A 19,863-nucleotide genomic window follows, 5' to 3' on the forward strand; every position below is an offset into this window, starting at 1 on the left:
TCACTCACGGTGGTAGGGGTGGCCGGTAGTCACGGTCCAGGCCCGATAAAGGCCTTCGGCCAGCAGCACGCGCGCAAAGGCGTGGGGCAAGGTCAGGTCGGACAGACGCAGCGTCTCGTCGGCCGTGGCCTTCAAGTCGGGATGCAGGCCGTCAGGCCCGCCGATGATGAGGGCGGCGTCGCGGCCCTCGCCCATCCACAGCTTGAGACGCTCGGCCAGTTGCACCGAGGTGCGGCGCTCGCCGCGCTCGTCCAGGATGATGCGGCGCACGCCTCTTCCTGATGACTGCAAAGCCGCTTCGATGCGCGCTGCCTCGGCCGCCATCAGTTGCTCGGCCGTCTTGCTGCCACGCGTCTCGGCCTTGACGGCCTTCAACTCCAGCTTGAGCTCGGGCGGAAAGCGCTTGGCGAAGTCCTCGTAGGCGGTGTCGGCCCAGGCCGGCTGGCGCTGGCCCACGGCAACCAGGAAGAGGCGCATCAGCCCCTCTTCGGAGCTGCCTTCTTGGCCGGGACCTTCTTGGCCGCTGGCTTGGCCGCGGTCTTGGCGGGTGCCGCCTTCTTCACGCCCACCGTGGTCTTGACGGGCGTCTTCTTGGCTGCGGGCTTCTTGCCGGCGGGTTTGGTCGCACCGACCGTCATGGTCTTGGTCGCCGGTGTTTTTGCACTCACCACATGGCTGGGCGCCTTCTTGGCCGCAGGCTTCTTGCCGGCGGGCGCCGCCTTCTTGGCCGCCGCGGCAGGCTTGCCGGGCTTGGCAGGCTTCACGCCCACCGGACCCAGCGGCTTGCCCGACTTCTTGGCGGCCGTCTTGCCAGGCTTGGCCGACACATCCTCGGACGCCTTCACCAGCTTGACCTCGGCCGAGCCGAGCTTGAGCTTGACCGGCTTGTCGCCCCAGATTTCCTCGAGGTGGTAGTAGTCGCGGATGGCGGGCTGCATCACGTGCACGACGGCGGCGCCGCAGTCCACGATGATCCATTCACCGTTGTCCTCGCCTTCAGTGCGCATGACCTGCATGCCGCGGCCCTTGACGGTCTCGCGCACGCTGGAGGCCAAGGCCTTGGTCTGCCGGTTGCTCGTGCCCGACGCGATGATGACGCGTTCGAACAGTGGCGACAGATGCTCGGTGTTGAACACGACGATGTTCTGGGCCTTCACGTCCTCGAGACCATCGACGATGGCGCGTTGCAGCTTGCGGATGTCCATTCAGTACTTCTTCTCGTAGAGGCGGTGCGAGGCAATATAGCTCGCCACCTCGGCGCCCACCATGGGGCTGATGTCCTCGCCGCGCGCAACAGCGTCGCGCACGGCGGTGGACGAAAGGGGGGTGTCGGGCAGGTCCAACACCTGCAGCCGGTGAGCCGGCAGGCCCGGCGGCGTGACGACGGCCTCGCCGGCGCGCGGCACGACGACCAGTGTCGCCAGCGTCGTGACGGTCTCGACCTGGTACCAGCTCGGCAGGCGCGAGTACTGATCCTGGCCGATCAGGAACATCAACTCGGCACCGGGGTTCTGGCCAGCGAACTCGCGCAGGGTGTCGGCCGTGAAGCTCGGGCCACGGCGATGCAGTTCACGCTCGTCGAGCACGAAGCGCGGTTCGCCGGCGATGAGGCGCTTGATCATGCCGGAGCGGTGCACGGCCGCGGCCATGATCTGGTCGGGCTTCTGCCACTGCCGGCCGGCGGGCAGCCAGACCATGCGCTCGGGCGCCAGCGCGTCCAGCGCAAAGCGGGCGAAGGCCAGGTGGCCAAGATGGGGCGGGTCGAAACTGCCGCCGAAGATGGCCAGCTTCACAGCCATAGCGCCGTCGGGGTTTCGTCGGCCCAGTCACGCGGGCGCAGAAAGTCGCTGTACAGCCGCGCCTCGGGCGTGCCCGCCTCGGGCGTCCAGTCGTAGCGCCACTTCACTTGCGGGGGCATGGACATCAGGATGGATTCGGTGCGGCCACCGGACTGCAACCCGAACAATGTGCCACGGTCCCAGACCAGGTTGAACTCGACATAGCGGCCCCGGCGGTACGCCTGGAAATCACGCTCGCGCTCGCCGTAGGCATAGCCCTGGCGGCGCTCGACGATGGGCAGATAGGCCTGCAGGAAGGCGTCGCCCACCGAACGGATCAGCGCGAAGCCGGCGTCAAAGCCGCCGTCGGCAAAGTCGTCGAAGAAGATGCCGCCGACGCCGCGCGGCTCATTGCGGTGCTTCAGGAAGAAGTAGTCGTCACACCAGGCCTTGAACCTGGGATGCAGTTCGGCGCCATGCGGCGCCAACGCATCGCGGCAGACGCGGTGGAAGTGCTGGGCATCGCGCTCATAGCCGTAATAGGGCGTCAGGTCCATGCCGCCACCGAACCAGGTCACGGCCGGCGCGTCGGGCGGCAGCGCGATGAAGGCCCGCACATTCATGTGCACGGTCGGCACGAAGGGGTTGTGCGGGTGCATGACCAGCGACACGCCCATCGCCTCGAAGGGCGCGCCGGCCAGCTCGGGGCGGTGCTGGGTGGCCGATGGCGGCAGCACCCGGCCCTTCACATGCGAGAAATTGACGCCGCCGCGCTCGAACACCGCGCCGCCCTCGATGAGGCGCGACAAGCCATCGCCCTCGAGCCGGCCGCCGGGCTCGCGCGTCCAGCCGTCGCTGACGAAGGCATTGCCGTCGGCCGCCTCCAGCGCGGTGACGATGCGCTGCTGCAGCCCAAGCAGATAGTCGCGAACGGCTTGCGTGTTCATGTGCGCGGGCGGATGGGGCTGGCCAGCTCGGGGCGCTTGCCGACACGCGGGCCGAGGTAGGCGGCGAAGGCCGCGAAGTCGGCGTCGACGTCGCCGGTCAGCTTGACGAAGCGCGTCAGCGACACCACGCGCTGCTGGAAATCGAAATAGCACAGCCCGACCGGCACGCCGGCCTGGACCGCCACCTGGTAGGCCCCGGTGCGCCAGCCGCTCTTCAGCGAGCGCGTGCCCTCGGGCGCCGCGGCCAGCCAGAAGCGCTCGCCGCGCGCCGCGGCCGCCTGCATCTGCTGGACCGTGTCACCCACGATGCCGTGCCGGCTGCTGCGGTCCACCGCCACGCCACCGATCCAGCGCACCCAGCCGCCCAGCAGCGGCACCTTGAAGAGGCTGTCCTTGCCCCAGAAGCGCAAATGCAGGCCGAGGGCCCATTTGGCCAGCACGCCGATGACGAAGTCCCAGTTGGACGTGTGCGGATAGACGAGGATGACGCCCTGCTCGGCCGGCAGGCCGGGAGACTCCACCGTCCAGCCGAACAGGCGCAGCAGCCCACGCGCCAGGCGGCTCTGGTGGCCGTGGGGGTGCAACGGCCCGGTCAGGACGGTGGGCGCCGTGGTCAACGCTTGAGGGCCCGGTGGCCGATGTCGGAACGGTACTGGCGGCCCGCGAACTGGATGCCCGAGGCCATGTCGTAGGCGCTCTGCGCCGCGGTGCGCACGGATTCACCTAGCGCCGTCACGCAGAGCACGCGGCCGCCGCTGGTGACCAGCGTGCCGTCGACCATCGCCGTGCCGGCGTGGAAGACCATGGCCTCGTCTTCGTCCTGCGGCAGTCCGCTGATGGCGTCGCCCTTGCGCGGGTTCAGCGGATAGCCCTCGGCCGCCAGCACGACGCCGAGCGCGACGCGGCGGTCCCATTGCAATTCGACCTCGTCCAGCGTGCCGTCGGTGGCGTGCATCATCAGCTCGAAGAGGTCGCTCTTCATGCGCATCATGATGGGCTGGGTCTCGGGGTCGCCCATGCGGGTGTTGAACTCGACGGTGCTCGGCTGGCCATGGTCGTCGATCATCAACCCGGCGTACAGGAAGCCGGTGAAGGGATGGCCGTCCTTGGCCATGCCGGCGATGGTCGGCTGGATGATCTCGTGCATGACCTTGGCATGCACATTGGGCGTGACGACGGGCGCGGGCGAGTAGGCGCCCATGCCACCGGTGTTGGGGCCGGCATCGCCGTCCAGCAGGCGCTTGTGGTCCTGGCTGGTGGCCAGGGACACGACCTGCTTGCCGTCGCAGACGACGATGAAGCTGGCCTCCTCGCCGGCGAGGAAGTCCTCGATGACGACACGCGCACCACCGGCGTTGTGCGTCACGCCGAGCTTGTTGTCTTCCAGGATCCACGAGATCGCCTCGTGGGCCTCGGCCAGCGTCATCGCGACGACGACGCCCTTGCCCGCCGCCAGGCCGTCGGCCTTGATGACGATGGGGGCGCCGCGGCCGTCCACATAGGCGTGGGCGGCGGCCGGGTCGGTGAAGGTCTCGTAGGCCGCCGTCGGGATGCCGTGGCGCTTCATGAAGTCCTTGGCGAAGGCCTTGGAGCTTTCGAGCTGGGCGRCGGCCTTGGTCGGGCCGAAGATGCGCAGGCCGCGCGCGCGGAACTCGTCGACGACACCGGCCGCCAGCGACGCCTCGGGGCCGACGACGGTCAGCGTGATCTTCTGGTCGACGGCGAAATCGGCCAGGGCCTTCACGTCGGTCATGCCGATCGGCACCGTCTGCAGCCGCTCGTCGCGGGCCGTGCCGCCGTTGCCGGGCGCGACGAACACCTGGCTGACACGTTCACCCTGGGCCAGCTTCCAGGCCAGCGCGTGCTCGCGGCCGCCGTTGCCAATGACTAAGACTCGCATCAGTTCAATTCAGCGTTGTGATAGACGGCTTGGGTGTCGTCCAGGTCTTCGATGATGTCCAGCAGCTTCTGCATGCGCTCGGCGTCCTCGCCACTCAACGGAACAGTGTTCTCGGCCCGCATCGTCACTTCGGACAACTCGGGCACCAGGCCGGCGGCTTCCAGCGCGGCCTTGACGGCTTCGTAGTCGGCGGGCGAGGTCAGCACCTCGATGGCGCCGTCGTCACCGCTGATGACGTCCTCGGCACCGGCTTCCAGCGCCACTTCCATGACCTTGTCTTCCGACGTGCCGGGCGCGAACAGCAGCTGGCCGCAATGCTTGAACTGGAAGGCCACGGAACCATCCGTGCCCATGTTGCCGCCGTACTTGCTGAAGGCGTGACGCACCTCGGCCACGGTGCGGACGCGGTTGTCCGTCATCGTGTCGATCATGATGGCCGCACCGGCGATGCCATAGCCTTCGTAGCGGATTTCTTCGTAGGTCAGGCCATCGATATTGCCGCTGGCCTTGTCGATGTTGTACTTGATGCGGTCGGCCGGCATGTTGGCCGCCTTGGCCTTGTCGACGGCCAGGCGCAGGCGCGGGTTGTCCTTGATGTCCGGGCCACCCTGGCGCGCGGCGACGCTGATTTCACGAATGATGCGGGTCCAGATCTTGCCGCGCTTCTCGTCCTGACGGCCTTTGCGATGCTGAATATTGGCCCACTTGGAATGTCCAGCCATGTGGCTCTAGCTCCTTTGGCAGCACGGCGCAGATGCCATGCAACCCTCGATTCTACGAGGCCGCCTCTGGATGCCACGCTGAACACACCCCCCTACCGTTCGGCGCGGGGCACCGCCCAGGCACCGGACGAACGGCCCCGGCAATTGGCGTGCGCGATGGCGCGCGAAACGTGATTGCCTTGATCGCGCGTCACGCAATCGTCGGCGCCGGCTACCCTAACCGCGGGGTCGCGCGGCATTCGCTGTCCCCCAAGCCCCTAGAAACGTCCCCCTAGGAGACGCCCCCTAGGAGCGGCAGTCGTCCTCTCGTTGAAGGGTGAAGCGCAAAAGGCCGGCGCCTAACTTTGATCGTCCCTGCTCGCCAGGTTCTCGTTCAAAGGAGGTTCTCATGATTCGCTTGCCCACTCACTTCAGATTGGCCGGTTGCCTAGGCGCCGTGCTGCTGGCCACATCCGCCCAGGCCGCTCCGACCTGCTATCACAACTACGGCGCCATCGATTCGATGAAGCCGAACAAGCTCTTCCTCTACTACCCGACGGCCAACGACGCCACCTTCCCGGCCTACGCGACCAACGTCTCGCCAGCGCGCACCTTCGCCATCGGCTCGCTGCCCGGCGCGCCCGCCGGCACCACGGCGCAATTGCGCGACCGCATCTTCGACGTGGTGGCCACCGACTACTGCGAGTTCAACGTGCAGGTGCTGCCACCCACGACGACCAACCCGGACTCGCTGGGGTCACCCCCGGCGCGGCGCAATATGGTTGCCATCGGCGCCGACACCGACCCGTCGCTGTTCGGCATTGCCGAGGCCGTCGACACCGGTGACGCCGATGTCGTCGACCACGCACGCGTATGGGCCGGCTCCTACGGCGTGTTCTGCAGCGCCGAGCTCTCCGGCGCCGGCAACACGCTGGACCGCTGGGCCCTGGGCATCGGCGGCACGACCGCGCACGAGGCCGGGCACAACTACGGGCTGTCGCACAGCGCGGTGGTGCACACCGGCGAGGACCCGTTCACCAACCACATCATGCCCGCGGGGCCCTCCATGCCGTGCACCAGCCGGGTCGGGACGCGGYGCCACTTCAGTGACCAGGACTTCGGCATCCTGGCCAACAACGTCGGCCTGACGCTGCAGTCGCTGGCCAACTGGGACTTCGTCAACCCCAATGCCGCCACGGCCTCGCGACTGCGCATGGAGGTGCTCAGCCACAGCGCCACGCTGACGCCGGTGTCCGTCTACCTCGGCTCGCTGAGCCCCTGGAATACGCCCAGCGTGGTGGCGTCCGGCACGCGCAGCTTCAAGGGCAGCAGCTACAACCGCTTCTTCGTGACCTGGCAGTCCGCCAAGGGCTGGGCCAGCCCGAACCAGCCCGGCAGCATCGCCGGCCAGGTGCGCGGCGCCGAGCAGTTCCACGTCGGCACGCATTTCGCCGAAGCGGACATCCTCAACACCTCGACCCAGGTCATCATTGCCGACGCGACGCTGCTGGATGCCGGCGGCTCGGCACTGCCCCTGCATCCCCGCGTGCCGACCTTCGACACCGGCACCCTGGCGTCGGACGGCAGCTTCACGCTGGGCCTGGCCAACCTCGCGGCGGCCAATCTGATCCTGCGCAACTGGCGCGGCTTCGTGCTGCCACGGCCCGCACACATCGACAGCATGCTGTTCGACCCCACCGGGGGCGTGAAGCTGTTCGACAACCAGCAGGACCCGATCGTTCCCTGGCGCCAGCTGCAGCTGCCGACGGCGATGGAGCTGCCGGCCGGCTCGACCGACAAGCCCGGCGAGGCCCGCTTCGAGCTCGGCAACCTGCTCAGGGAAGGGCACAACGTGCGCATCAAGTTCCGCGGCCCGGCCGCGGGGGATGCGACGGTCGGCGCACAGGAAGTCAACCCCGACGTGAAGGGCGCGCTGGCGACAGACCCCTTCCCCGGCGCTTCGGTCTTCCTCATGGGCGACCTGGTCGAGCCCAATGCGCTGCAGTGGGACGCCGAGAAGAAGAGCTTCGTCAACAAGGACCTGGTCACCCACGTCTTCCTGCAGGTGGCCGGCAAGCGCGCCAAGCCCGTGGACGGCATCCTGATCGGCCTGCTGCGCGGCAAGGTGGTCTGCTCCAACCTGAACACGCGGCAGTCGGTCAGCGCGCAGGCCGAGAGCGATGGCAGCTTCGACTGCGAGAAGGCCGGTCTCGTCTCCCTGCATGGGGAGAGGGTGCAGGTCTCGCAGGTGGGGCTGGTCAACACACAGCTGCCGGCCGTGCAGGTCGGCGGCCTGGACATCGCCAAGGTCACCTGCACCAACCTGCGCTCGCGCCAGTCCGTGTCGTTCAAGCCCGAAGTCAGCACCAATGCGCTCGACTGCGTGAAGGCCGGCCTGGGCGTCGAACAGCAGAGCACGCTGCAGATCACGCAAATCGGCACGGTGCGCTGAAGGCGCCGACCACCCCTCCCCACCCCAGTTGTCTGGAGACCCTGATGAAGCAACTCAAATTCACATTGGCCGCACTGAGCCTGGCGGCATCGACGGCGATGGCCGCCGGCGTCACCAACGGCGACTTCGCCAGCAGCCTGACGGGCTGGACCAAGGCCGGCAATGTCGCCGTCGACACCACCAGCCAGTTCGGCGCTCCACCGGTCGGGTTCGGCGCCCAGGCCGTGCTCGGCACAGCCGACACGTCAGGCTTCCTGTTCGGCGGCAGCGCGGTGGCCGCGGCCTCGCTGGAGACCTTCGTCGGGCTCGCCGCCGGCTCCCTCAGCGGCATGGGCGCCACCGTGGGCTCCGGGCTGAGCACGGACTTCACGGCCGCGGCGGGCGAGCGGCTGATCTTCCAGTGGAAGTTCATGAGCAACGACCCGCCGGGCACCCCCGCCGACGACACGGCCTACGTGGTGCTGGACAAGACCACAGTCATCAAGCTGACCAGCGTCAACAGCGCGACGTTCAAGGGCGGCTCGGCCTCGCCGCTGTTCGACGAGACCGCCTACCTGACCTTCACCAGCGCCCCGCTGACGGCCGGCGCGCACAGCGTCAGCCTGGGCGTGTTCGACGGCTTTGACACGCTCGGCGCCTCGGCACWGGCCGTCACCGACGTGCATCTGGCGCCAGTGCCCGAGCCCGCGTCGGGCCTGCTGCTGCTGCTGGGCGGCTCGATGCTGCTGGGTCTGGTCAAGCGCCGCTCAAGCTGAGCGCCTGCGGGCGCTGCAGCCTCCGGACAGCGGCTGCGGTGAGTCGAAGCGGTCAAGGCGGACCGCTAGACTCGCCGCAGCCTACCTGCCCCTGATCCGGAGACCCTGCATGCCCGCCGATCCCATCCTGCTGGCTCGCCACGAGCAGACCGAGTGCCTGCTGCTGCCCGCGCTGGCCAACCGCCACGGCCTCATCACCGGCGCCACCGGCACCGGCAAGACCATCAGCCTGCAAAAACTCGCCGAGAGCTTTTCCAAGCTCGGCGTGCCCGTCTTCATGGCCGACGTGAAGGGCGACCTGACCGGCATCAGCCAGGCCGGCAACCCGAGCGAGAAGCTGCTCGGCGTGCTGAAGGAGCGCGGCCTGGAGGCACCGGAGAAGCTGGCCTGCCCCACCACGCTGTGGGACGTCTTCGGCGAACAGGGCCACCCGGTGCGCGCCACCGTGTCCGACATGGGCCCGCTGCTGCTGGCCCGCATGCTGGCCCTGAACGAGACCCAGGCCGGCGTGCTGCAGATGGTGTTCAAGATCGCCGACGACAACGGCCTGCTGCTGCTGGACCTGAAGGACCTGCGCGCCATGCTGCAGCATGTCGGCGACAACGCGAGTCAGTTCACGACCCAGTACGGCAATGTCTCGGCCGCCAGCGTCGGCGCCATCCAGCGTGGCCTGCTGCAGATCGAGGCCCAGGGCGGCGACAAGTTCTTCGGCGAGCCCATGCTCAACATCGCCGACTTCATGCAGACCGAAGCGGGCCTCGGCGTCATCAACGTGCTGGCCGCCGACAAGCTGATGAACGCGCCGCGGCTGTATGCGACCTTCCTGCTGTGGATGCTCTCCGAGCTGTTCGAGACCCTGCCCGAGGTGGGCGACCTGGAGAGACCGAAGCTGGTGTTCTTCTTCGACGAGGCCCATCTGCTGTTCAAGGACGCGCCGGATGCGCTGGTCGAGCGCATCGAGCTGGTCGTGCGCCTGGTGCGCTCCAAGGGCGTCGGCGTCTATTTCGTGACGCAGAACCCGCTGGACATCCCTGACGCCGTGCTCGGCCAGCTGGGCAACCGCGTGCAGCATGCGCTGCGCGCCTTCACGCCGCGCGACCAGAAGGCCGTCAAGAGCGCGGCCGACACCATGCGCGCCAAGCCGGGGCTGGACATTGCCACCGCCATCATGGAACTGGCCGTCGGCGAGGCCCTGGTCAGCCTGCTCGACGAGAAAGGCCGGCCCAGCATCACCGAGCGCGTCTTCGTGCTGCCGCCCGGCAGCCAGATCGGGCCCATCAACCCGCAGCAGCGCCAGGGCCTGGTCGCCAACTCGCTGGTGGCCGGTGTCTACGAGAAGCAGCTGGACCGCGAATCCGCCTACGAGAAGCTCAGCGGCAAGGCCGCCGCGGCCACCACAACGGCGGCGCCGTCCGCGGGCGGCAAGGCCGCGCCCGCACCGGCTGAAGAAGGTGGCGGCATGCTGGGCGGCCTGAAGGACGTGCTCTTCGGCACCACCGGCCCGCGCGGCGCCCACCACGCCGGMCTGGCCGAGACCGCCGCCAAGTCGGCCGTGCGCAGCATCGGCTCGGCCGTCGGCCGCGAGATCATCCGCGGCGTGCTGGGCAGCATCCTGGGCGGCGGTGGCAGCCGGCGGCGCTGATCCAGGCGCCCCTCGCGCCGCGGCGGCCCCGCTCGTCGCAAGCCCATGGCATGGCCGCGCGGGCGGGATGATGCTGGCGCCATGACGCCCACGACCTCCCAGCACGACTGGCCGACCCATATCGGCGGCACGGTCGCGATCTGCTTCGTCGTCGGACTGCTGAACTATCTGATGCGCGGCGGCGGCTTCGGCCTGGCCATGCTGTATTCCTTCACCGTCGGCGCGCAGATCTCGCTCTACATCCAGCTGCTGATGGCCGGCGTCGCCTGGCTGCTGCGGCGCTGGCGCGGCGACCTGCCCGAGCTGCGCCAGGGCTGGATAGGCTGGGGCTGGATGCTGCCTTGTCTGCTGCTGGGCTCGCTGGTGGGCTACAGCGGCGGCCTGTGGCTGGGTGACCTGATCAGTGGCCAGCACGCCACCCAGCCCTGGGACATGCCCGGCGGCCGCGCGGCGCTGGCCCTCGGCTTCGTGCTGCTCGTGTCGGTGCTCGGCACGCTGTTCTTCTTCTCGCTGTTCCGCCTGCACTCGGCCAGGCTGGAGCAGGCTCAGGCGCAGCGCCAGGCAGCCGAAGCGCGGCTGACCCTGCTGCAGAGCCAGCTCGAACCGCACATGCTGTTCAACACGCTGGCCCATCTGCGCGTGCTGATCAAGCTGCGGCCCGACGAGGCCCAGCGCATGTTGGACCAGCTGATCGACTATCTGCGCGCCACGCTGCAGGCCAGCCGCGCCACCGAACACCCGCTGGCCGAGGAGTTCGAGCGCCTGTCGGACTACCTCGCGCTGATGCAGCTGCGCATGGGCGAACGGCTGCGCGTGAAGCTGGAGCTGCCGGCCGAACTGAGCGGCACCGCCATCCCGCCACTGCTGCTGCAGCCGCTGGTGGAGAACGCCATCAAGCATGGACTGGAGCCGCATGTGGAAGGCGGCGAACTGCGCGTGACGGCGGCGCGCGACGGCCAACGCCTCGTGCTCGAGGTGGCCGACAGCGGCACCGGCTTGATTGGCGCGACTGAGCTGGCGAGCACCGGCACCGGTTTCGGCCTGAGCCAGGTCCGCGAGCGCCTCGCCCAGCGCTATGGCGACGCCGCCCGCTTCGAGCTCAAACCCCAACCGGGCGGCGGCAGCGTCGCTCGCATCGAAATTCCAGCATGACGACAGCCCTGATCGCCGAAGACGAGCCCCTGCTGGCCGAGAACCTGCGCGCCGAGCTGGCCACGGCCTGGCCCGCACTGCAGGTCGTCGCCCAGGCCGGCAGCGGCACCGCAGCCGTCGAGCTGGCGCTGCAGCGCCGCCCCCAGGTCTGCTTCCTCGACATCCGCATGCCCGGCATGACGGGGCTGGAGGCGGCCCAGGCCATCACGGAGGACTGGCCCGAGGACGCGGGCGCCCTGCCCTTGTTCGTCTTCGTGACGGCCTATGACCAGTACGCGCTGCAGGCCTTCGAGACCGCGGCGGCCGACTACCTGCTCAAGCCCGTCACGCCTGAGCGCCTGGCCCAGAGCGTCGCCCGGCTGCAGGCCCGCCTGGCGCAACCGAGCACGGGCGACGCGACGCTGGCCTCGCTGCGCCAGCTGCTGACCCAGGCCGTGGCACCCGCACCGCGGCTCCGCCATCTGCAGGCCGCCGTCGGCGATGCCATCGAGCTGGTGCGGCTGGACGACATCGTCTACCTGGAAGCCGCCGACAAATACGTGCGTGCCGTGACGGCCGAACGCGACTACTGGGTGCGGGTGTCGCTGCGCGAGCTGCTGCCCCAGCTCGACGCCGAGCGCTTCTGGCAGGTGCACCGCTCCACCGTCGTTCACATCGACGCCGTCGCGCGCGCGCTGCGCCAGGAGAACGGCACCGTGCTGCTGGAGCTGCGCCAGCGGCCCGAGAAGCTGACCGTCAGCCGCGTGCACGCAAATCGTTTCAAGGCCCTTTAGCGCGCGATAGCGGGAAAACGATGGAAACCGTATAAACGGTTTTCATCGTCATGCCACACAAACCCACTCCACCCGAACGCGCCAAGCTCGTGCGCGACGGATTCACCATGCCCGAGGCCGACTACGCGCTGCTGAAGGAGCTGAAGAACCGGCTCCACGACGTGAAGCGCGAGGCCAAGAAGAGCGAGCTGCTGCGTGCCGGCCTGCAGGCACTCGCCTTGCTGGACGCCAAGCAACTTGCCGCAGCGCTGGACCGGCTGGCGCCGGTAAAGACGGGACGCCCACCCAAGCTATGAGCCCCTCGTCCAAGGACTGCCTTGGCCGGGACCGCTCTGCGGCCAGCGGCCGCAGAGCTTCGGCAGGCACAGCGCGCCCACCGGGCGCACTGTGTCCGGCCTCAGCCCCCGAGGGGACGGCGATGTTTGCCGGTTCGACCGGCAAACACATCGCCGGAACGGGCCGGCTAGGGAGCGGCCCGTCGCTCGGCCCGCAGATGTGCACAAGGCATGACAGAAGGAGAGCGCCATGAACGACGCAACGATCTGGTGGCAGCTGCTCTGCGCCATCGCCGGCCTGAACCTCATCGCCTGGACGGCCTCGACCGCCTGGCTGCACCGCCACCGCCCCGACGGCACCACCTGGCCCCACCAGCGCCTGCAGCTGCTGCTGTCGGCCCTCTATGTGCTGGGCTGCGGCTACCGCTCCTTGCTGCCGGTCTTCGACGTGCCGCGCGTCGTCATGGTGGATTCCTGGGCCTCCAGCGTGCTGGTCGGCCGCACGGTCGCCACCATCGCCGAGCTGAGCTTTGCCGCGCAATGGGCCCTGCTGCTGCGCGGCGGCGCGATCACGACAGGGCATCGCTTCAGCCTGTGGGTGTCGGGCGCCATCGTGCCGCTGATCGGCATTGCCGAAGTCAACTCCTGGTATGCCGTGCTGACGACGCGCAACATCGGCCATGTCCTGGAGGAGTCGCTCTGGGGCACGGCCGCCGTCCTCAGCGTGTTGGCCATGCTGGCCATGTGGCCCCAGGCCAATGCCCGCGGTCGCCGGTGGCTGCTCCTCGCCATCACCGCCGGCGGGCTCTATGCCGCCTATATGTTTGCCGTCGACGTGCCCATGTACTGGGCGCGCTGGCTGGCCGACGAGGCCGCCGGGCGGGCCTACACGACGGTGGCGGCCGGCGTCGCGGACGTGTCCAGCCGCTGGACCGTGTCCCACGATTGGGCTCATTGGCGCAGCGAGGTCGTCTGGATGACGCTCTACTTCAGCGTGGCGGTCTGGATCAGCATTGGATTGGCCCATGTGAGGCTGCCGCTGAGGGCTGAGCGGCCCCGTCCTTAGAATCGTCGCCATCGCGGGCCTGAAAAAGCGGCCCGCTTCCATTTCCAGAGCCGACGATGAGCAACCCCGCTGTACCCGCTGTGCCCGCCGCCCCCGCGACGAACTTCCTGCGCCAGCGCATCGAGAACGACCTCGAAGCCGGCACCTTCAGCGGCCGCCATTTTGCCGGCACCCCAGGCGACGCCGCCCATCACGCGGCTGGCCCGCTGGACGAAGCCCGCATCCGCACCCGCTTCCCGCCCGAGCCCAATGGCTACCTGCACGTGGGCCACGCCAAGGCCATCTGTCTGAACTTCGGCCTGGCGCGCGACTTCGGCGGCGCCTGCCATCTGCGCTTCGACGACACCAACCCCGAGAAGGAGGAGCTGGAGTACGTCAACGCCATCAAGGAGATGGTGCAGTGGCTGGGCTGGTCCTGGGGCGACAACCTGTTTGAAGCCAGCAGCTATTTCGACTTCATGTACGCCGCCGCGGAAGCCCTGGTCAATGCCGGCCACGCCTATGTGGACGAGCAGAGCGCCGAGGACATGCGCGCCAACCGCGGCGATTTCGGCCGCCCCGGCGTCAACAGCCCCTTCCGGGATCGCACGCCGGCCGAGAACCTGGCCCGATTCCGTGAAATGCGTGATGCGCGACACGCCGATGGCGCCATGGTGCTGCGCGCCAAGATCGACATGGCCTCGCCCAACATCAACCTGCGCGACCCGACGCTGTACCGCATCAAGCATGCGGAACACCACGCCACCGGCAACAAGTGGTGCATCTACCCGATGTACACCTTCGCCCATCCCATCGAGGACGCGCTGGAGCGCATCACCCACAGCATCTGCACGCTGGAGTTCGAAGACCAGCGGCCCTTCTACGACTGGCTGCTCGAGCACCTGGCCGACCTCGGCATGCTGGCTCGCCCGCTGCCGCAGCAGATCGAATTCGGCCGCCTCAACCTGAACTACGTCGTCACCAGCAAGCGCAAGCTGCGCCAGCTGGTGGAAGACAACCACGTCACCGGCTGGGACGACCCGCGCATGCCGACGCTGGTGGGCCTGCGCCGCCGCGGCTTCACGCCGGCCAGCGTGCGCGCCATGGTCGAGGCCACGGGTGCGAGCAAGCAGAACGCCTGGATCGACGACACGGTGCTCGACCAGGCCCTGCGCGCCGACCTCGAGCCGCAGGCGCCGCGCGCCTTTGCCGTGCTGCAGCCGCTGAAATTGAAGCTGACGAACTACGCCGAAGTCTTCGGCTCCACCGAGCACCGCGAGCCCTGCGAAACGGCGGCGCATCCGCACAAGCCTGAACTGGGCCAGCGCAAGTTCTCTCTCGGCCCCGAGCTGTGGATCGAGGCGGAAGACTTCGCCGAGGTGCCGCCCAAGGGCTACTTCCGGCTGTTCCCGGGCAACAAGGTGCGCCTGAAGGCCGGCTACATCATCGAATGCACCGGCGCCGAAAAGGACGCCGCGGGCAACATCACCGCCGCACTGGCCACCGTCATTCCCGACACCAAGAGCGGCACGCCGGGCGCCGACGCCGTCAAGGTCAAGGGCACCATCGGCTGGGTCGGTGCGCACGAGGCCGTTGCTGCCGAGGTGCGCCTGTACGAGCGCCTGTTCGCCGAGGCGCAGCCCGATGCCGGCGGCCGTGACTTCATCGAATTCCTGAACCCGAATTCGCTGCGCGTTGTGCAGGCCTTTGTGGAGCCTTCGCTCGCGAATGCAGCGTCAGATGCGCGCTGGCAGTTCGAGCGCCACGGCTACTTCGTGACCGACCGGGTGGATCACAAGGCAGACAAGCCGGTGTTCAACAAGATCACCGGGTTGAAGGACAGCTTCGCGAAGTAACGCGGCTCAGGCAGCCAGCAGGCTCGCTCCGCCACCCGTACTGATGACGCGATTGCGCCCTTCGCGCTTGGCCGCATAGCTGCGCGCATCGGCCAGCGCCTGTGCGTCCGCAGCTTCGCTGCTGTGGGCCACGCCGATGCTGGCGGTGATGCGCAGCTCCTGCTCCCCGACGGGGATGCGCAAGGCCTCGATGGCCGCGCGCAACTCGCCGGCCAGCGTGGCCGCATCGGCCGCGGGTGTGCGCGGCAGCAGCACGCCGAATTCTTCGCCGCCAACGCGCGCGACCGCGTCCAGCTTGCGGAAACTTCGCGCCAGCAAAGCGCCAACGGCCTTCAGCACCGCGTCGCCGGCCGCGTGGCCATGCGTGTCGTTGATCTTCTTGAAGTGGTCCAGGTCCAGGGCGATGACGGCATGGCCCTCGCCCCAGCGCTTCTCGCGCTCGCCCTCCAGCGCGTTGGCTTCGTCCCAGGCGCGGCGGTTCAGCAGGCCGGTCAGTGCGTCGGTGAGGGCCAGGCGCTGCAACTCTCCTTGAGCCTGTTGCAGCTCGCGCTGCTTGCGGCGCAGCTCCAGCAAGGCCATGGCCTGCTGGGCGAGTTGCTCCAGCCAGTCGAGCTGGCGGTCGGTCAGGCGGCGTGGGATGGTGTCCAGCACGGCCAGCGTGCCAATCGGATGGCCGCAGGAGGCGCACAGCGGCACGCCGCTGTACATGATGTAGCCCTTGTCCGCCGTCAGCGGCAGATCCCGGGTGCGCGGGTCGGCGCGCAGGTCGGCGATGTGCAGGCCCGCGGGGCTGTCGATGACGAGGGAGCAATAGGCTTGATCGCGGCCCATGTCGCCGCGCGGCACGCCCACCGAGGCCTTGGTCCAGACGCGGTCGTTGGCGACCAGGTTGATGACGGCCACCGGGCTGCCGGTCAGTTCGCTGGCCAGGCGGGCGATCAGGTCGAACTGGGGCTCGGCCTCGGTGTCGAGGATGTCGTAGTGCGACAGCGCCGCGAGCCGCTGCGCCTCGGGGCTGGGAGGGGCGGCCACGGGCCGGCTGGGCGCCGTCTCGCCACGGAACCAGCGCAGCGTCGCCGACGTCGTGGGTGTCTGTTGGGGCAATCGGGCGGTGGCGGGCATGGCGTCAGTCCTCGCGGCGGATCACGATGCCGGCATCTTGGGCCTCGGCCGCGCGCCGCGAAAGCCCACCCGGCGCAATTCAGCGGTGCGCCGGCGTCATCAATCGCGGGCGCCGCCGCAGCGCAGCACGATGGGCGTGGCGTATTCGCGGCCGACGACGGCGCGGGCGAACAGATAGTTCTGCCGTGCCCGGTCGCTCAGGGAATCCAGCCGCACGCCGCCCTGCGCATCACAGGGGAAGGTGAGTCCGCGGCCGGCCTGGAACAGGGACTCGAAGCGCAACTCGTAGTTGTCGCTCATCAGGGGCATGGGGCGTGAGTTCATGGGGCACCTCGTCTTGATTGCAGACTAGGCGCCGCACCCCCTCCCTGCGCGTGAAAAGGTCGCAGCTGGACTCGCCGCCCCCCGCAGTTGCTTGCCCGGGCGCCAAGATGTCACGCCTGTAGCAGCTGCTAACGCGGCGCCGCGCGCAGCACGTCCATCTGGAAGGGCCGGTCGTTCATCTCGACAACGGCCGGGCTGGGCACGTTCAGCGTCATCAGGCGCCGCTGTGGCAGGTTGAGCAGGGCCAGTGAAGGCTGCAGATGCTGGCGCAGGACGGCCTGCAGCGAGCCGTCGGCAAACGCCTGGCGCAGCCCCCGCGTTATGCGGTCGAGGGCAACGGTGTTGCCCGGATGGGTATAGAGGTATTGCGGCAGGTCATAGGACAGCAGCAGGCTGTCGTCCAGGGCCAGGCCCTTGAGCCCGGCATGGGCCTGCACTTCCTGGCCGATCTCCAGCACGCTGCGGCAGAACACGTCGGCCCGCCCGAGCGCCACCATCTGGAACAGCGCCTCGTAGGTGTTGATCTCGGCGACGGTGAAGCCGTTGGCGCGCAGGATGTCGGCGTCCGCCCAGCCGCGGCCCTGCACATGGCGCAGCCGGGCCACGGCGCCCAGCGTGTCGGCTTCGCGCACGAGGGCGCGGTGCGGCGCATGCACGAAGCAGGCGCGGTAGCGGTTCACGCCCAGATGGATGGGAAAGAGCACCGGCACCAGGCCGGCGGCGCGGCCGGCGTCGGGCCCGGTGACGACGAGGAAGTTCGGCGCGGCCTGTTGGGCGGCCTCCAGCAGCGCGCGCCGCTTGTTCATGGGTGCGGACAACTGCAGGCGGTAGGGGCCGTCGGTGGCGCGCGTCTTCTCCAGCGCCAGTTGCACCGCATCGCGGACGTAGGCGTTGCGCAGATCGGTCTCGCTGTCCGGCGCACGCAGCGTCAGCGTCAGCTCCTGCGCATGAGCCACTCCGGCCGCTGCCGCGAGCAGAGCGGGCAGGCCCTTCAACAGGCGGCGTCTTGGCAGGTTCGGCAGGTTGGACACTGGCTGAATGTAGCCCTGCCCGGCGTGCACGGGAATGGTGCCACCCCTGAGTCGACGCGTTATGGCGGCAGCCAGCCGCCGTGACTTTCTCCACGCAATTCGGCCCACCGCGCGGCGCGCTTGCAATTGCTCACATTCCGGCCGCGGCGGCCTCCCTAGCATCTCGTTCGGCCTTTCCAAAGGCTCTCGAACCCCATGCCGACCACCTCCACCACCCCACCCAACCGCCCGGCCCAGGCCCGGCTGCTCAGTGGCGCGGGCGGCCGCAGCGGCACCCGCACGGCGACGGACGCAACCACCTTCACCGCCACCATCCCCTTCACGCGGCCCCAGCCGGCGACGGCACGCCCGGCCGTGCCGCCCGCCCCCGCCTCGAACGCCCTGCCACGCTGGGCCAAGGGCGTCGTCATCGGCGGCGTGCTGCTGGCCGTGGCCATGCCGGCCACGGTGCTGATGTCGCGTTCCATGATCGTGCAGGAAGCACTGGCCGAGCAGAGCGGCTCCAAGGCCGCCATGGTCTGCACGGCCGGCGAAGGCAAGGCCGTCGACGACTCCAGCCTGCTCGGCTGGCTGTTCGGCGGCTCGTATTTCAGCTGCGGCGACTGGGAGACGCGCGAGGCGCGCGTGCAGCGCGATCGCGATCGCGATCAGGCCAACTACATGGCCCGCGAACGGGCCAAGCAGGGGCTGAATTAGTCGCTTGCCAAGTCCGCCATGCGGCGGACCTTGACCTTGCGGCCCTTCAGCTTGCCGAGCGACAGCCGGCGCACCGCTTCCTTGGCAATGCCACGTTCCACGGCGACATAGCTGTGGAAGTCGGTCACGTTGATCTTGCCGATCTGCGTGCCGGCAAAACCGGCCTCACCGGTCAGCGCGCCGAGGATGTCGCCGGGGCGGATCTTTTCCTTGCGGCCGCCGAGGATCTGCAGCGTGTCCATGGCCGRCAGCAGCGGGCCGCCGGGGGCGTCCTTGAGGCCGTCCAGTGGCTCCCACTTGAATTCCTGGCCCTGCAACTGCTCGATGCGGCCGATGCGGCCCATCTCGTCAAGGCTGGCCAGGCTCAGCGCCAGGCCTTCCGCGCCCGCACGGCCGGTGCGGCCGATGCGGTGCACATGCTGCTCGACGTCGGCGCTGATGTCGACATTGATGACGCAGGCCAGGTTGGCGATGTCCAGGCCGCGCGCAGCCACGTCGGTGGCCACCAGCACGGAAGCGCTGCGGTTGGCGAACTGGATCAGCACCTGGTCGCGGTCACGCTGCTCCAGGTCGCCGTGCAGGGCCAGGGCGATGAAACCCTGACCTGCCAGCACGGCCTCCAGATCGCGGCATTGCTGCTTGGTATTGCAGAAGGCGATCGTCGATTCGGGCCGGAAGGCGCGCAGCAGCTTGGGCACGGCGTCCAGGCGCTCGGCCTCGCCCACTTCGTAGGCGATCTGGCGGATGGTGGAGGCCGCGGCGCTGGCCGAGCCGGCGACCTTGACCGTCTGCGGATCGCGCATGAACTTGGCGGCAATCTCGGTGACGCCTTCGGGGAAGGTGGCCGAGAACAGCAGGGTCTGCCGGTTGGCGGGCGCTCGCTTGGCAATCGCCTTGATGTCGTCCAGGAAGCCCATGTCCAGCATGCGGTCGGCTTCGTCCAGCACCAGGGTGTTCAGCGCCGACAGGTCCAGGGTGTCACGCTCCAGGTGGTCGATGAGGCGGCCCGGCGTGCCGACGACGATGTGGGCGCCGAAGGACAGGCTCTCGATCTGCGGCTTCATGGGGTTGCCGCCGCACAGGCTCAGCACCTTGATGTTGTCGGCCGCGCGGGCGAGGCGGCGGATCTCCTGGGTGACCTGGTCGGCCAGCTCGCGCGTGGGACACAGCACAAGGGTCTGAACGCGCGGCAGGTCGGCCTTCAGCCGGTGCAGCAGGGCCAGCGCGAAGGCGGCCGTCTTGCCGCTGCCGGTCTGCGCCTCGCCGATGACGTCCTTGCCGGCCAGGGCCAGCGGCAGGCTGGCGGCCTGGATGGGGGTCATCTGCGCATAGCCGAGCTGGCCGAGGTTGGCCAGCATGGCGGGGCTGAGGGGCAGGCGGTCGAAAGCGGTATCGGTCATGCCGCGATTGTCGT

The 19,863-nt window shown here is 68.9% G+C and carries 20 protein-coding genes; 9 read left to right on the forward strand and 11 right to left on the reverse strand.

Annotated elements, in window-relative coordinates; translation table 11 throughout:
• Genes rlmH through AC1D2H_RS26005 form a run of 7 tightly spaced genes read right to left on the reverse strand, consistent with a single transcriptional unit; the run spans position 1 to position 5,347 of the window.
• A complete protein-coding gene (gene rlmH / locus AC1D2H_RS25975) occupies positions 1-477 on the reverse strand; it encodes a 23S rRNA (pseudouridine(1915)-N(3))-methyltransferase RlmH (protein ID WP_477931776.1) in 477 nt (158 codons plus the stop codon).
• The gene (rsfS, locus tag AC1D2H_RS25980) at positions 477-1,205 is read right to left on the reverse strand and encodes a ribosome silencing factor (RefSeq protein ID WP_478012900.1); all 729 of its coding nucleotides are present in this window, start codon (positions 1,203-1,205) and stop codon (positions 477-479) included. The genes rlmH and rsfS overlap by 1 nt, the downstream gene beginning before the upstream one ends.
• Positions 1,206-1,799 (reverse strand): nicotinate-nucleotide adenylyltransferase, encoded by a 594-nt coding sequence (nadD, locus tag AC1D2H_RS25985; RefSeq protein ID WP_477931774.1) that lies wholly within the window; start codon positions 1,797-1,799, stop codon positions 1,206-1,208.
• Complete coding sequence (gene hemF / locus AC1D2H_RS25990; RefSeq protein ID WP_478012901.1) at positions 1,790-2,725, reverse strand: oxygen-dependent coproporphyrinogen oxidase; 936 nt, start codon at positions 2,723-2,725, stop codon at positions 1,790-1,792. Before hemF ends, nadD begins: the two co-directional genes overlap by 10 nt.
• The gene (locus AC1D2H_RS25995) at positions 2,722-3,342 is read right to left on the reverse strand and encodes a 1-acyl-sn-glycerol-3-phosphate acyltransferase (RefSeq protein WP_477931772.1); all 621 of its coding nucleotides are present in this window, start codon (positions 3,340-3,342) and stop codon (positions 2,722-2,724) included. Before AC1D2H_RS25995 ends, hemF begins: the two co-directional genes overlap by 4 nt.
• Positions 3,339-4,625: a phosphoribosylamine--glycine ligase gene (gene purD / locus AC1D2H_RS26000; RefSeq protein WP_478012902.1), complete on the reverse strand. Its 1,287-nt coding sequence runs from the start codon at positions 4,623-4,625 to the stop codon at positions 3,339-3,341. Before purD ends, AC1D2H_RS25995 begins: the two co-directional genes overlap by 4 nt.
• Complete coding sequence (locus AC1D2H_RS26005; RefSeq protein WP_477931770.1) at positions 4,625-5,347, reverse strand: YebC/PmpR family DNA-binding transcriptional regulator; 723 nt, start codon at positions 5,345-5,347, stop codon at positions 4,625-4,627. Before AC1D2H_RS26005 ends, purD begins: the two co-directional genes overlap by 1 nt.
• 388 nt (positions 5,348-5,735) lie before the next feature.
• Between AC1D2H_RS26005 and AC1D2H_RS26010 the strand changes: the two genes are divergently transcribed.
• From AC1D2H_RS26010 to AC1D2H_RS26045, 8 genes are all read left to right on the forward strand, one after another.
• Positions 5,736-7,778 carry a hypothetical protein gene (locus tag AC1D2H_RS26010; RefSeq protein ID WP_478012903.1) on the forward strand — a complete coding sequence of 681 codons (2,043 nt, stop codon included), beginning with the start codon at positions 5,736-5,738 and terminating at the stop codon, positions 7,776-7,778.
• A 44-nt stretch (positions 7,779-7,822) separates the two neighbouring features.
• Positions 7,823-8,533 carry a PEP-CTERM sorting domain-containing protein gene (locus tag AC1D2H_RS26015; protein ID WP_478012904.1) on the forward strand — a complete coding sequence of 237 codons (711 nt, stop codon included), beginning with the start codon at positions 7,823-7,825 and terminating at the stop codon, positions 8,531-8,533.
• A gap of 109 nt (positions 8,534-8,642) precedes the next feature.
• The gene (locus tag AC1D2H_RS26020; RefSeq protein ID WP_478012905.1) at positions 8,643-10,175 is read left to right on the forward strand and encodes a helicase HerA-like domain-containing protein; all 1,533 of its coding nucleotides are present in this window, start codon (positions 8,643-8,645) and stop codon (positions 10,173-10,175) included.
• 81 nt (positions 10,176-10,256) lie between these two features.
• The gene (locus AC1D2H_RS26025; protein WP_477931766.1) at positions 10,257-11,327 is read left to right on the forward strand and encodes a sensor histidine kinase; all 1,071 of its coding nucleotides are present in this window, start codon (positions 10,257-10,259) and stop codon (positions 11,325-11,327) included.
• Entirely contained in the window at positions 11,324-12,100 is a 777-nt protein-coding gene (locus AC1D2H_RS26030; protein WP_478012906.1) for a LytR/AlgR family response regulator transcription factor, read from the forward strand. The genes AC1D2H_RS26025 and AC1D2H_RS26030 overlap by 4 nt, the downstream gene beginning before the upstream one ends.
• 50 nt (positions 12,101-12,150) lie before the next feature.
• Positions 12,151-12,396 (forward strand): hypothetical protein, encoded by a 246-nt coding sequence (locus AC1D2H_RS26035; protein WP_478012907.1) that lies wholly within the window; start codon positions 12,151-12,153, stop codon positions 12,394-12,396.
• Between the two features lie 229 nt (positions 12,397-12,625).
• On the forward strand, positions 12,626-13,441 hold the full coding sequence (locus AC1D2H_RS26040; protein WP_478012908.1) for a hypothetical protein: 816 nt from the start codon (positions 12,626-12,628) through the stop codon (positions 13,439-13,441).
• 56 nt (positions 13,442-13,497) lie between these two features.
• Positions 13,498-15,276, forward strand: coding sequence for a glutamine--tRNA ligase/YqeY domain fusion protein (locus AC1D2H_RS26045; RefSeq protein WP_478012909.1), 1,779 nt, complete (start codon positions 13,498-13,500; stop codon positions 15,274-15,276).
• 6 nt (positions 15,277-15,282) lie between these two features.
• Here the strand turns inward: AC1D2H_RS26045 and AC1D2H_RS26050 are convergent, their stop codons facing one another.
• From AC1D2H_RS26050 to AC1D2H_RS26060, 3 genes are all read right to left on the reverse strand, one after another.
• Entirely contained in the window at positions 15,283-16,398 is a 1,116-nt protein-coding gene (locus AC1D2H_RS26050; protein ID WP_478012910.1) for a sensor domain-containing diguanylate cyclase, read from the reverse strand.
• Between the two features lie 99 nt (positions 16,399-16,497).
• Positions 16,498-16,722: a hypothetical protein gene (locus tag AC1D2H_RS26055; protein ID WP_477931760.1), complete on the reverse strand. Its 225-nt coding sequence runs from the start codon at positions 16,720-16,722 to the stop codon at positions 16,498-16,500.
• A gap of 128 nt (positions 16,723-16,850) precedes the next feature.
• A complete protein-coding gene (locus tag AC1D2H_RS26060; RefSeq protein ID WP_478012911.1) occupies positions 16,851-17,753 on the reverse strand; it encodes a hypothetical protein in 903 nt (300 codons plus the stop codon).
• A gap of 195 nt (positions 17,754-17,948) precedes the next feature.
• Between AC1D2H_RS26060 and AC1D2H_RS26065 the strand changes: the two genes are divergently transcribed.
• Positions 17,949-18,449 carry a hypothetical protein gene (locus tag AC1D2H_RS26065; protein WP_477931758.1) on the forward strand — a complete coding sequence of 167 codons (501 nt, stop codon included), beginning with the start codon at positions 17,949-17,951 and terminating at the stop codon, positions 18,447-18,449.
• Here AC1D2H_RS26065 and dbpA read toward each other — a convergent pair.
• Complete coding sequence (gene dbpA / locus AC1D2H_RS26070) at positions 18,446-19,849, reverse strand: ATP-dependent RNA helicase DbpA (protein WP_478012912.1); 1,404 nt, start codon at positions 19,847-19,849, stop codon at positions 18,446-18,448. The genes AC1D2H_RS26065 and dbpA overlap by 4 nt on opposite strands.
• Positions 19,850-19,863 lie beyond the last annotated feature (14 nt).

It is taken from the genome of Roseateles sp. P1_C1_2 (genome assembly GCF_056406535.1).